The organism is Infirmifilum sp. (genome assembly GCF_049970975.1).
Taxonomy (GTDB): domain Archaea; phylum Thermoproteota; class Thermoprotei; order Thermofilales; family Thermofilaceae; genus Thermofilum; species Thermofilum uzonense.
The window spans coordinates 1-12,270 of sequence record NZ_JBMFLX010000038.1; the positions used below are offsets into that span (position 1 = coordinate 1).

The following is a 12,270-nucleotide window of genomic DNA, read 5'->3' on the forward strand; positions in this document are numbered from 1 at the left end:
GGTGATGCCCGGTTGAACACCCAAGTTTTATGGGTGGGAGGGTGGAAAGAGAATAGTCTAGTCGATGTATTAGAGAGTGTTAGCTTCACCTTATGGCTTAGCTTCTGCAACTTCAAGTGTCCCTGGTGTGCCAACTCTGTGCTCGCCAGGGGGGTTGAGAAGAAGCCCGTAAGCGTGGACGAGATAGTCGCCGCTGCTAGCAGGGCTGCAAGCTTCGTGGATTATTTCCACGTGACTGGTGGTGAGCCCACGCTACAGTTTAGAGCACTTGGAGAGCTTTTCGCCAGGGTCAAGGCTATGACCGGGTTGAAGCTTAGCCTGGACACAAACGCGAGTATACCCGGGGCGATAGAGTATATTCTTAGCCGTGTAGCCCTCGACCACATAGCTATAGATATCAAGGCCCCGCTAGAGGATCCTGTAAAATACGCACGAGTTGCAGGGCTACAGCCAGGCGTTGCGGTAAAGATGACGGAGAGGGTTAGAATGGGGATACAGGTTTCACAGCGTGTAGAGGACTTCCTAGAGCTTAGAACACTCCTAGTCCCCGACCTTCTAGGTGTAGAGGACGTAGAGAAGATAGCACGAGAGATCCTCGAGATGCGCCTCGACAAAGCTCCTCGCCTTGTATACGTTGTCCAGCAGTTCATCCCCTATACAGGAGTCCCAGAAGAGTACCGCCGCAAGCCGAAAACGCCAAAGGAGCAAGTCTTAGAAGCCGCTAAAAGGGCAAAAGAAATTCTACAAGGATACGCTGAAATATACTATCGTACCATTGAAGACGGGAGCAGAAAACTATAGTTAGAGTGTCTCTACCTTCTCAGGCGGCAACGCCGCGTGCTTGTAGGCTATTATTCTTATGATATCTGCTGCATCCTGGAAGTCATCCGATGAGAGCTCAATCAAGTTAACGGCGTCCATAAGGTTTAAGGCTGACATGACGTCGATCTTGCCCTGATCTACTAGTTGCCTTATCTTAGATAGGGTCTCGGACCTGAGTCTATCCACTTTTCTTTCACCGCTGTCTATCTCTCGTGATATGTTTACAGCGTAGGCAGGGGACAGTCTCAACATCTGGATGTTCTCGATAAGTTTACCTGCGAGCCCCTCTGTTTCGCTAACCATTTCAACAATGGAGGGCTCTAATTCGCTGAGCTCTGGAACAAACTTGACCCAGAGGAGTCTCTCGTTGCACTCTATTACCGCACCGGCAACCTTATCTATTTCCTCTACGAGTTTCTCAAAATCCATACGGCTAGATATCGGAAGGAAACCCGACCATATCCTCCAAGCCACCTCTCTTTTAATCCTGTCAGCCTTTCTCTCAAGCTCTTTAATCTCCTCCGTTTTCCTTTGAGCCTCACCCAACCTGCCCTCGAAAATGTCTTTAACAATGTCCTTCTGTAAAGAGAGAATTTGCTTGATAGTTTCCACATGCTCCACCACGAGGTCGAAGAAAGGCCATGTTGGCCTGGTCTCCCTGAAGAATATCGAGTAAAATGCTGCTGTTATAGCGACCAGAACGCCGATGTTGGTGAAGACAGAGGGGTATCCTCCCCCGGCTCCTTGCAAAAGGAAACTAGCCAGGATAGCCCCAGTCGCGTAGCCTGAATCCCTCGCAAAACGGTAGAATCCTACAGATATGTCCCGGATCGAGGGAGGGCTCATGTCAGAGATGGGGGCAGGGAGAACAGGGTAAAACATCGCGTAACCTATTCCGAGACCCAGAGCTATTAGTAGAATCTCTGGAAAAGAACGTGTGCTGGGAAGGGCTATAAGCATGAAGGCTGTAAACATTAGCCCCAGCATGGATATAAGCCGTCTTCCAACCCTGTCGGAATACGAGGACCAGAAGGGCATTGTGGCAGACCATACTATCAAAAGTACGGATTGTGCATAGCCAGCATAGTAGACGTCGAGCCCCCTGCTAAGCATGAAGAGCGGCATTACGCCCCATACTATACTATCAGCCATCTTTGCAACGTGTGCAGCTATGAGAGGAGAAACTAGACTGGGATTTGATATTATGAGCTTTAGGGCAGCTTGGGGTCTAGGTTTTGCACTGAATTTTTTCTTGTCAGACTCGAGATAAGTGCTCGTTTCACGGCTACTGATTGCAGTGCCTAGTGCTAGGGCGGATGAGACCACTATGATCATAAGAGCTGTAGTACCTCCTAAGGTGCTCCAAGCCCATCCTCCTATATATGCTCCAAACGCATAACCAATGTAACACGCGCTCTCTATGTAGCCGAAGGTAAGCGATGATCTTTCAACACCGAGAATGTCCCCTATAGCTATGGCAGACGTCGCGAAAACTATACCCTCACCTATACCAACGAAAATATTACCTATCACGAAATTTAGTGGGGGTTTAACGAGGAAGATTAAAGTGGCTCCGATAAGATACGCTGTTGTACCTATAACAAGTGAAGTCCTTCTGCCCTTCTTGTGTGAGATATATCCTGCTGTTAAATCGAATGTGGCCTTGAAAACGCCGAATGAAACCAACGGAAGTAGGACGGGTAAGCCTTGAAGACTACCACTAGTCGCTACTGATGCTATTGCTCTCTGAACACCTGTGGCACTACCAACTAACACCTCTGTTGCTAGAATGAGTAGTAAAGCCTTGTTCTCTTTTTTCAACATTCATCCCTAAAAATCTCCCTCCCTCCCTTATATAAAATTATATTTATATAGGTTATTATGTAACTGCAAAACCTTATTGTTACATATATAGAAACGAATTTTAATAACCACGGCATATACGAAATGATGGCTCTATCTTTTCAGGAGCGAATAAATGTTGAGAAATATCTACGAGCAGGCTACAGGCTCGTCGGCAACCATAGCGCAGTTTCCATTTGCCGATGGACACGATCAGCGTTAAGAGGCGAAAGGCTATGCTATAAAAACTGGTATGGTATACAGAGCCACCGATGTGTTCAGATGACCCCCGTGCTGAACTTCTGCGATTTCACTTGCAAGTTCTGCTGGCGTATGCACCAGCCGGGGAGGTTCAAGCTCCCCCTCAATTGGCGGTGGGATTCCCCTGACGAAATAATCAATGGCTCCATAATAGCTCAAAGGCTACTCCTCATAGGCTTCAAAGGAAATCCCAAAGTGGATAAGGAGAGATTTCTCGAAGCAATGTTTCCCCGTCACTTCACGATGAGCCTAGATGGAGAGCCAACTCTTTACCCCTTACTGCCGGAAATGATAAGGAAGCTTAAAGAGAGAAACCTCACCGCTTTCCTGGTAACTAACGGCTCGATACCAGTGAGACTTGAGCAGCTAATCAAAAAAGATGCCCAGCCATCCAATCTCTACGTAAGCGTGTACGGACCAAACGAGGAAGTTTTCAATGCTGCCGCAGAGCCCAAGATACCTAGAGCATGGGACATGGTTATGCGTAGCCTCGAATTACTAGAGAAATTCAATGAAAGCCGGACAGTAATACGCTTAACCCTAGTCAAGGGGCTCAACATGGTTGACCCCGATGGTTACTCACGAGTGATAAGGCATGGGAACCCCATGTTCGTGGAGCTGAAAGGTTATACCTGGGTTGGGGAGAGCCAGAAAAGGCTACCTATAACTGCAATGCCCACCATGGAGGAGATGCTGAAATTCGCGGAGCAAGTTTCCCAGCGCACAGGATACAACGTTAAACTGACGGATGAAAAAAGTCGGGTCGTTCTTCTCGTAAGAGACGAGGGGGCTTGGGAAAAGAACTTGAAAATGCGAGAAGAATGGCTAAAAAAGGTTCAGCAATTAGACGAATCCTGGAAGAAACATGTGGTGGATTTCACGATGGAGGAGCACGGTTATAAAATGCTCTATTACTGACTTTCCTCACTCCTAGCTCATACCTAAAGAAATTATAAGAGTCAGCAGTTGGACTAAATTTTTAAGTGTTTCTCTATTACTATAGTCTACGGAGAGGCTTATGGCTCTTGAAGACCTCAAATTATCAATGATATTGACGCTAGGCTTCATCTTCGGCTTAACTACACTAGCATTTGTATTCATTCTGGATTTAATGGGACTGGCATCTCCTATCGCCGCCCTCATACTTGCTTTAATCTTCAACGTAGGGCAATGGCTTATTTCTCCCTACCTGGTAGAACTATTTTACCATGTTAGGGAGCTACCCTATAGTGAAGCCCCTCACGTACATATGGCTCTTGAAGAAGTAGTCTCCCGAAGTGGCTTACGTGAAAAACCAAAATTAATGATCGCTGAAGTTCCCTATCCTAACGCTTTCGCCTACGGCTCGCCGCTAACCGGACACAAGATTGCAGTGACGCGAGGACTTCTAAACACTCTTAACCGAGACGAGATAGCCGGAGTCCTCGGACACGAGGTTGGACACATAGTTCACCGGGACGTCCAACTCATGACCTTCGTCTCGGTGTTGCCAGCCTTCTTCTATATCATTGGGAGGATGTTCCTCTATTCAGGTGGTGGTAGAGACCGCGACAGAGGCGGGGCTATTGCCCTAGGCGCTCTAAGCATCTTCTTGTACTTTATTCTGAGTCTAGCAAATCTACACCTGAGCAGAATACGTGAATACTATGCAGATTACCACAGCGTCAAAACCGCCCCCAACCCCAGCATAGGTGCAGCACGGCTCATGTCCGCTTTAGCAAAAATAGTTGGTTACACTGGCAGGCTTAAACTCCAAGGAGCACAGCTACACGTTGCAGGATTCAAGGAGCTATTCATAGCCGACCCTGACAGTGCCGTCCAAGACATGGAAGCACTAGAAGGATACGAGGCTGCCAAGAGGATAGCCCAGAGCAAGGTTACCATGGCTGACAAGCTAATGGAGCTTTTCTCAACACACCCCAACATTGTAGAGAGGCTCAGACGCCTCGAGGAGCTCGGAAAACTTCAGGCACTTTAAACTGTATTTTCTGTTCTGCATCGCTGTCCTGATATCGATTGCCTCAGTTTTCCCATTATAAATAAATAGAAACCATTCTTACTATTTTTCGGAATGAGTAAAAATCAGACCCAGGGCCTCAGCATACAAGAGGCTGCAGTGAAGCTTAGAGAGAGCTTTAACCAGAGAGAGACTATAATCTTGGTTGCTGATTGCGAGGTAGAATACTCTGGTCGTGCATCCTCAAAACTAGGTAGAGGAGAACGCATAGTACTGATTAAAGGCGATGGAACAACGATAGTCCACAGACCTTATGGGTCTACGCCCGTGAACTACCAACCCGAAGGGAGCATACTATCTGTTAGAGCAGAGTCTAACAGACTTGTAATCTCAGCGGTTCGCCCGAAACCCAGTGAAGAGTTAAAGATATATGCTTATAGGGTTCTCGGCCTTTACACCTTCAAACTAGAGGATACGGCAAAGTTTGACATGTGGGGTGATGAAGACGATATCAAACGTGCAATTATGGCGTATCCCTTGGAGGTTTTAGGTGAAGAGCTTAAGCCAATCGAGGAAGAGGTTAAACTGGGGACAGCCGGGTTTGCAGACCTTTTAATGATTGATAATAATGGAAACTACGTCCTTATCGAGGTCAAAAAAGATACGGCGGGAGTCGACGCAGTATATCAGCTTAAAAGGTATATTGACAGGCTCAGTATGAGTACTGGTCGTCATGTGAGGGGGATTCTCGTTGCCCCCGGATTCACTAAATCCGCGTTGATCGCGCTTGAGAAGGAGAGCATCGAATACAAGCAAATTAGTCTACAAAAAGTCTCCAAGATACTGCGTAATACTAAGGTGGGCCTTCCTCTCTAAAGCCGATACAGCGATCCCTAAATTCACAATACTCGCATAGCCATCCTTTCTCGGGGGCCGGAGGAACAGCTAGTCTAAGTGAGTTACTGAGGCTCTCTGCTCTCTCCAAGAGTGTCTGTATTCTCTGCTCATCACGTATAATCGGGAATGCTTTAACTTGACCTGTCGTCTTCGACACGTATACTAGGAAACCCTTGTTTTTCTCTGCTAGCCAGAAGTAAAGCTGCATTTGATCAACATGATGTTCACGCGGTTCGCGCGGGATATTGCTGGCCGTCTTAAACTCAAAAATCAGTTCTCCGGCTATCCTATCAACACGTCCCTTTATAGTTACCCCTTTGTATTCTCTCTCGAAACTTTTCTCGCCTTCTCCAAGAGGAAACTGACTGTTAATTAGATAGTGGACATCATCCCCTAAAAGAAGTATTACTATTTTCTCGTCAGATATTGGCCCTGCCATTGTCCTCATGTACCAGGAGCGGAGAAGGCAACCGGTAACCTCAGTAACGTAGATCACGTTAGGAGGTGCGGTCCACGAGCCTCTGTCTTTTTCATAGGCCGTTCTAAGAGAGCGAAACACTATTCTTTCGACATCTTGTGGAGTTAAGGACATATCACGGATGATATTAAACGTTTAGTATAATAAATAAAGATTTGTGACAAAAATTGGGGGGCGCCTTGCCTAAAGCGATTACTGTTTTTGAGGTTCGCGAGAATATAAGTAGTAAAGACGTCTACGATAAATTGAAGGGATTTTCTCTTGCCAGAGGGAGCCTAGAAGCATTTGGGCGTAAATTCACCCTGGGGGTGAGGGTTGTCGAACTTGAAGGTGGAGAGAGTGAGGTTTCAGGGGTATATGAGGAGGTAACGCCACACTCTCTAAGTCTTGACAGCGAATCCGTAAAACTTCCACGCTACATTCGGATAAATTTCCACTTCACTTGGTTACGGCAAGGAATATTCCTGCTTGTTGCCTCAGGGAAGCGGAACGGCATGAGAGTGTCATCAACTTTTTCACAAGCGCTCTTTGAGCGTCCCGATGGGATCATGCCGGTCTACCTTCCACCACAAAGGCTTCGAGAATTATACATGGTAGATGCTGAGCCCAGACAGGTTATCTTCACGGGGCTACGAGAAGTGGCTGGTGTCGACACGGTAGTTTTATACGGTAAAGCCTTATCGCAATCCACTCTTTTGAAGAGGTATATGCAGGTTGGCCAGGAAAAATACGTGGTGTTTAAGACTGAAAAAGGATTACTTGGGGCATCTGTAGGGGGTCTTATTCTCGCTTTCAGCAAGCTGGACGAGGACGAGTTTCGTCAATTTGTAATAGAAAAGGTTATACCAAGGGTCGAACCCTTACCCGTCTAAAAATCATCTAAACCTTGTTAAAGCCTTGGAAAGGTCTACCTTTACGGGCAATCTCTCGGCTGGAGGTGGGTTCATAGCATGCTTGAAAGCGTCTTCAAGTGTAGGCTCTTCCCTCTTATAAAAGACGCCTATCGGAATTCTCTTATCATTCTGCATTGCTAGTCTGAACGCCTCCTCGAGATTTGAGGGGTCATGTCCGGACTCCTCAAGCTTATACACTCTTTCACGCAAAACCGTATAGGTGTTAAAGAAGGTGACGCACGGCTGGAGTACATCAATAAAGGCAAAGCCCCGGTGACTGATGCCCTCCTTTATTATCTCCTTTAGATGATCTATTTCAGCGCTGAACCCTCTAGCTACAAAAGTTGCCCCACTAGCCAGGGCTAGCAATAGAGGGTTGATCGGCTTCTCGAAGTTTCCAAAAGGAGTAGACTTTGTTTTGACACCTATCGGGGTAGTAGGAGTGACTTGTCCGGTAGTAAGACCAAACACCATGTTATTGTGGACTATAAGTGTTATGTCGATGTTCCGACGGGCAGTATGGGGAAGATGGCCCATCCCAATGGCGTAAGCGTCCCCGTCTCCCGAGTGAGCTATCACAGTCAGCTTGGGGTTTGCTAGCTTTATGCCCGTAGCGAGAGGCAGTACTCTTCCATGAATCGTGTGAAAAGTGTTTGTCTTCATGTAGTCACTGATTCGCCCGTGACACCCGATTCCGGTGACTATGACGACCTCTTCGGGGGCTAGTTTTAACTCCGCTAACGCCTTCCTTAAAGCTAGCAATATTCCGTAGTTCCCGCAGCCTGGGCACCAAACCGGCCTCCTCCCAGAATCATACGTCGTGATATCCATTTATACCCACCCCAATGAAGCAATATAACTTTCTATTTCCTCTGGGTCGAAAGGCCTGCCGTCGTATTTTCCAAGGAATCCATGAGGCTTGACGAGCAATTTTTCCCGTATAACAGATACAAGCTGACCTGTCATGTTGTTCTCGATTACCACGAATTGTGATCCAGCTAGCTCCTGACGTAGCGCCTCTTCAGGGAAAGGCTCAAGCCAGAGAACCTGTACAACCCGGATATCTTTAAGGCTCTTAAGGGCTTCAAGTATAGGCATCTTCGTAGAACCCCAGGTAACTATAATCTTGTCCCCTTTACCATACGTTTTTACTCCCTCTTTCTCAGCTATGCTTTTTAGGCTTTCATATTTCCTGAACCTTTTCTCATTCATTGCTCTCACCATCTTGGGGTCGATGGTTCCTCCACCATACTCGTCGTGCTCGCTGCTGTTAGCGTACACAAGAGCATTCTTCGTCCCAGGTAGTGCCATGGGTGACACTCCATCCTCGGTTATCCTGTATCTAGCATAATCTCCCTGATACTCTCCGCGTATAACGGAGCCTGGGCTGGGCGTTAGAGACGGGAACTCGTCGATGCTCCAGTAACTCTCAGCGAGGAATTTATCAGAGAGAAGAATAACGGGCACTTGATACCTCCACGCTATCTCCATGGCTTTAAAGCTCAATGTGAAGGCTTCGCCAGGATCACCTGGAGCTAAAACTACACGCGGAAACTCTCCTTGAGAAGCATGTATGACGAACCTCAAATCGCCCTGCGCCGTATGGGTAGGTAGCCCCGTCGAGGGTCCAGGTCTCTGCACCTCTACTATCACTATAGGTGTCTCGGTCATTGCTGCTTGACCAAGCGCCTCAACCATGAGTGAGAACCCCCCGCCACTCGTGGCGACCATCGCTCTAGCGCCAGCATAGGCGGCTCCTATAGCCATGTTTATGGCTGCAAGCTCGCTCTCTGGCTGAAAAACCACGATTCCGTAGTCACGTTGAATTTCGGCTAGGAAATGGAGGATTGGGCTGGCGGGAGTCATAGGGTATGCGGCGAAGAAGCTCATACCGGCGGCGAGAGCGCCTAGAGCTACGCTAGAGTTCCCGTCTATAAGGAGTCTCTTTTTTTCTTCCACCTTTTTCGAGAGTTGTGGGAACTGGCCCACTGAAAGAGCTACGCCAAGCTCGTAACCCTTATTTATGAGTTTTAAGTTAAGTTCAGCGTACTCTTTTCTATGCTTGAACTGTTCGCTGATAACCTCACTTACCGTGTCCTTCGATGCACCGAGGATACCAAAAATGACGCCAGATGCCAATGTGTTTAATGCGACTTGAGGAGCCTTGTACTCTTCAAGTACCTTTCTAAAGGGGAAAGCCCTAACATGTTCGTTGTAGTTTTGGCCACAATCCTTCTCATCACAAAGAATAATTCCTCTCTCGCTAAGCTTCGAAATATACGCTCTTGCCGAGTAGTTATCTAACGCGAGTACGATATCGACAAGTCTCCTATGGGAAAATATGTATTCATCGGGAGAACTTCTAATTAGGGCCCACTGGTTACCTCCTCGGATAAGGGATGGATACTCGTTAGTTATAAACACGTTGACTCCATGTCTAAACAAGACGCGTCCTATGATTAGGCTTGCTGCAAAGACACCTGCTCCCGCGGGGCCGGCCACAAGGATTGAGAGAGGCCAATCTTTACCCACAACTACACCTGTCCTTTTAACTATGTCAATTAAGTTATAAATTTATTGTACGATAGATTTAAAGAGGTGTACATCAATATGCATGAAACTTTAAAAGGAATCTATGCCTTAATAATAAAAGTTCAAGAACCCATACATTTTATGTTTAAAAGGGAAAATGTGTGTTTGAAGCCTGGGATTTACGTTTACATAGGCTCTGCTAGAGGACCTGGAGGAGTAAAAGCACGCGTAGACAGACATAGAAAGCCTCAAAAAAAGATTAGATGGCACATAGATAATGTAACCTCCTCCCCCCATGCACGTGTACTTGGAGTGGTTTTTGCCAGCTCTCCCGGGCCAGAGTGCGTTTTAACTCCCATTTTGGAAGATCTCGGCTTTACGCATCCCATCAAAGGCTTTGGTTCATCTGACTGCAAGCTGGGGTGCTACTCACACTTCTTAAGATGTAATAGTGAAATCACCAAATGCTATGATGATGTCCGAGAAGCTTTCAAGCAAAGTTTCTTGAATGATATTCGAATAGTTCATTTTGAATCTTAAAGTTCAAGCTTCTGGATTGATGCTAAGACTCTTTTTCTTACCTCTTCAGCCGGTGGAGGCTCCTTAATCACTACGCCCTCTTTGATATATGTTTCAAGAAGAGGCCTCATTTCTCCTCCACACTTTGGGCATTTAGGAGGCTCACCCCCCTCCAGTGTGACTACATCGATAAGACAGTTGTTGCACCTGTAGACCTCCTTTCTTCCCGAGAGTTTACCTCGCTTCGCCACAGGCACCCATCTTCCATCCTTCTGCACAGCTGTGATATCCATTGAGAAGTCTATGGGAGGAGCAGTTGATATGGATGCCCCTACGCCAAAACCATCAGCACCAGCTTTTACCAACGCGGGAATCCTCTCTTCGTCAATGCCTCCCGATACAATGACTTTTATATCCTTAAATCCTCTAGCTTTGAGCTTCCACTTAACTTCTCTTATGATATCTTCAAAATTCCCCCGTCGGCTCCCCGGAGTGTCAAGTCTAACACCATAGAGTTTTTCTCCTAGAATGTCCGCGGCTAGCATCGACTCCTCTACTTCATCGAAAAAGGTGTCAGCTAGGACAATTCTAGGAACATCCTTTTCGATAATCTCGTCGAACGCTATCCATGCCAACGTGTGATCTCCTTTATAAGCTCTGAAGAGTATCATCAAGCTATGAGGCATCGTTCCCGTGGCCCTTATACCCAGGGCTTGGGCCCCAAGAACAGCAGAAACCCCGTCAGCGCCACCAATATATGCATAAAACTCGATGAAGGGGGCTAGAGCTGGATGCTGGCGTCTAGCTCCGAAGGAAAGGACGATTTTCTCTCCAGCTGCTTTTTTCACTCGGGCTGCTTTAGTGGCTATGCCTGAGGCCGAGGCGAGGAAGCCTAGTAGAGGTGTTTCAAGTTCTAGGAATTCACCTATAGGGCCCTCTATTGTCATCACGGGAACCCTGATGCCGTAAAAATCGCTAGCAGTGAAGATCTCCCCCTCAGGCAAAGACCGCAGAGTTATTTTTCGTCCTTTCAGGAGCTTTATAACTTCGCGTAAACCCGCGAAGACGCCCCATCTATAGCTCTCGGGAAGTTTGCTGGCAGTTACTTCCACGTGAACAACAGCGTCTATAAGGCCGTTTTTTTCAAGAATTCTTCTGGTACGCGTGAAATACACGTCCGTCGTCAAACCCTCCTTTATTTCATCGAACGTGGCGTAAATAAAGCGTTCATTCCAATTATTCATATACATCAAGCCATAGATTCTCATGATGGGAATTAATGTGTTTCGACATGACTTGGCTTGTAATATTATTCTTCTGCAGGAAGATTAAAGATCCTTAGAGTCCTTGCTAAACTCAAAGAACGTGAACACCCAGATATAGAATGGTCCCCGGGCCGGGACTTGAACCCGGGACCCTCCGGCGCGTCTTAGACGCGTTGCCGGTTTCCAGCCGGCTGACACGGCTTCACAGCAGGGATTTACCCCTCTCGCCGTGCGCTTCGAGCTACAGCCGGCCGCGATACCGCTACGCTACCCGGGGACAAAATAAAAACAACTTAACGGTTTTATGAACATTTCGCTAGATGTGAAGCCTTTCAGTAACTAGACTCTCTTAATCTTCACTTGTAGTCTTGTTGCCTCCTCCAACGCTTCCTTGGTTACTCTACTCTTCAACCTTCCCCCGCTATAAATTACGATTACTGGCTTCGAATTAAGCAGTTTAGCCTTCTCAGCTACAGCCTGTACGTCTCTTGGATGTAAGGGCTTTGGACTCGTGTACACCTCTACTACAAGCCTGTTGCCGTTTCCTTGAACTATTATATGGGCGTCCCCCAGTCTTGTCGGATGCCGTATACGGACACTTAACCCGGCCTCTAGGTACCTTGAAGCCACTTTTCCTATAATTCCATACCTTTTGATTAGTTGTTTTTGCAAATAGCGTACTCTTGCGAGCGTCATAATCCTCGCAATTAACCACAATTACACGTTTTGAAAAATTTTTCTGGGGAAACACAGCTGCCCTGCGCCATTTAGTCGGGCTCCCGGGTTACCCCCATGAGGGGTTAT

At 47.1% G+C, this 12,270-nt stretch carries 12 protein-coding genes and 1 tRNA gene; 6 read left to right on the forward strand and 7 right to left on the reverse strand.

The genetic code is table 11. The features are described from left to right. The coding region (locus ACP5KC_RS06555; RefSeq protein ID WP_428287022.1) for a radical SAM protein at nucleotides 1-801 on the forward strand (801 nt) is incomplete at its 5' end. On the opposite strand, the gene ACP5KC_RS06560 is transcribed toward ACP5KC_RS06555, so the two are convergent. Beyond that, the gene (locus tag ACP5KC_RS06560) at nucleotides 802-2,643 is read right to left on the reverse strand and encodes an MFS transporter (RefSeq protein ID WP_428287023.1); all 1,842 of its coding nucleotides are present in this window, start codon (nucleotides 2,641-2,643) and stop codon (nucleotides 802-804) included. It lies immediately after the preceding gene. 129 nt (nucleotides 2,644-2,772) lie between these two features. Between ACP5KC_RS06560 and twy1 the strand changes: the two genes are divergently transcribed. From twy1 to nucS, 3 genes are all read left to right on the forward strand, one after another. Further along, nucleotides 2,773-3,843, forward strand: coding sequence for a 4-demethylwyosine synthase TYW1 (gene twy1, locus ACP5KC_RS06565; RefSeq protein WP_236944938.1), 1,071 nt, complete (start codon nucleotides 2,773-2,775; stop codon nucleotides 3,841-3,843). 100 nt (nucleotides 3,844-3,943) lie between these two features. Next, nucleotides 3,944-4,903 (forward strand): zinc metalloprotease HtpX, encoded by a 960-nt coding sequence (locus ACP5KC_RS06570; protein WP_273433455.1) that lies wholly within the window; start codon nucleotides 3,944-3,946, stop codon nucleotides 4,901-4,903. Nucleotides 4,904-4,996: 93 nt separating this feature from the next. Continuing rightward, a complete protein-coding gene (gene nucS / locus ACP5KC_RS06575) occupies nucleotides 4,997-5,758 on the forward strand; it encodes an endonuclease NucS (RefSeq protein ID WP_273433457.1) in 762 nt (253 codons plus the stop codon). On the opposite strand, the gene ACP5KC_RS06580 is transcribed toward nucS, so the two are convergent. Next, nucleotides 5,736-6,371 (reverse strand): PD-(D/E)XK nuclease family protein, encoded by a 636-nt coding sequence (locus ACP5KC_RS06580; protein ID WP_052884191.1) that lies wholly within the window; start codon nucleotides 6,369-6,371, stop codon nucleotides 5,736-5,738. The genes nucS and ACP5KC_RS06580 overlap by 23 nt on opposite strands. 65 nt (nucleotides 6,372-6,436) lie before the next feature. Here ACP5KC_RS06580 and ACP5KC_RS06585 point away from each other — a divergent pair, with 65 nt between their 5' ends. Next, a complete protein-coding gene (locus ACP5KC_RS06585; RefSeq protein WP_191118421.1) occupies nucleotides 6,437-7,129 on the forward strand; it encodes a hypothetical protein in 693 nt (230 codons plus the stop codon). 3 nt (nucleotides 7,130-7,132) lie between these two features. Here the strand turns inward: ACP5KC_RS06585 and ACP5KC_RS06590 are convergent, their stop codons facing one another. Next, on the reverse strand, nucleotides 7,133-7,981 hold the full coding sequence (locus ACP5KC_RS06590) for a thiamine pyrophosphate-dependent enzyme (RefSeq protein WP_428287024.1): 849 nt from the start codon (nucleotides 7,979-7,981) through the stop codon (nucleotides 7,133-7,135). Then, nucleotides 7,982-9,682 (reverse strand): 2-oxoacid:acceptor oxidoreductase subunit alpha, encoded by a 1,701-nt coding sequence (locus ACP5KC_RS06595; RefSeq protein WP_428287025.1) that lies wholly within the window; start codon nucleotides 9,680-9,682, stop codon nucleotides 7,982-7,984. A gap of 45 nt (nucleotides 9,683-9,727) precedes the next feature. Here ACP5KC_RS06595 and ACP5KC_RS06600 point away from each other — a divergent pair, with 45 nt between their 5' ends. Continuing rightward, complete coding sequence (locus tag ACP5KC_RS06600) at nucleotides 9,728-10,222, forward strand: GIY-YIG nuclease family protein (RefSeq protein WP_428287026.1); 495 nt, start codon at nucleotides 9,728-9,730, stop codon at nucleotides 10,220-10,222. Here ACP5KC_RS06600 and ACP5KC_RS06605 read toward each other — a convergent pair. The 3 genes from ACP5KC_RS06605 to ACP5KC_RS06615 all read right to left on the reverse strand — a co-directional run bounded on the left by ACP5KC_RS06605 (nucleotide 10,219) and on the right by ACP5KC_RS06615 (nucleotide 12,162). Beyond that, nucleotides 10,219-11,445: a nicotinate phosphoribosyltransferase gene (locus ACP5KC_RS06605; protein WP_428287027.1), complete on the reverse strand. Its 1,227-nt coding sequence runs from the start codon at nucleotides 11,443-11,445 to the stop codon at nucleotides 10,219-10,221. The two genes, ACP5KC_RS06600 and ACP5KC_RS06605, sit on opposite strands and share 4 nt — an antisense overlap. A gap of 141 nt (nucleotides 11,446-11,586) precedes the next feature. Next, nucleotides 11,587-11,743, reverse strand: a tRNA-Tyr gene (locus ACP5KC_RS06610). A gap of 62 nt (nucleotides 11,744-11,805) precedes the next feature. Next, on the reverse strand, nucleotides 11,806-12,162 hold the full coding sequence (locus tag ACP5KC_RS06615) for a hypothetical protein (RefSeq protein WP_052884186.1): 357 nt from the start codon (nucleotides 12,160-12,162) through the stop codon (nucleotides 11,806-11,808). Nucleotides 12,163-12,270: the final 108 nt, after the last annotated feature.

Bases quoted from the DNA above. Each gene is read 5' to 3' on its own strand.
- ACP5KC_RS06580 (WP_052884191.1), bottom strand. From the start codon at position 6,371: ATGTCCTTAACTCCACAAGATGTCGAAAGAATAGTGTTTCGCTCTCTT.
- ACP5KC_RS06590 (WP_428287024.1), bottom strand. From the start codon at position 7,981: ATGGATATCACGACGTATGATTCTGGGAGGAGGCCGGTTTGGTGCCCA.
- ACP5KC_RS06615 (WP_052884186.1), bottom strand. From the start codon at position 12,162: ATGACGCTCGCAAGAGTACGCTATTTGCAAAAACAACTAATCAAAAGG.
- nucS (WP_273433457.1), top strand. From the start codon at position 4,997: ATGAGTAAAAATCAGACCCAGGGCCTCAGCATACAAGAGGCTGCAGTG.
- ACP5KC_RS06570 (WP_273433455.1), top strand. From the start codon at position 3,944: ATGGCTCTTGAAGACCTCAAATTATCAATGATATTGACGCTAGGCTTC.
- twy1 (WP_236944938.1), top strand. From the start codon at position 2,773: ATGGCTCTATCTTTTCAGGAGCGAATAAATGTTGAGAAATATCTACGA.
- ACP5KC_RS06605 (WP_428287027.1), bottom strand. From the start codon at position 11,445: ATGAATAATTGGAATGAACGCTTTATTTACGCCACGTTCGATGAAATA.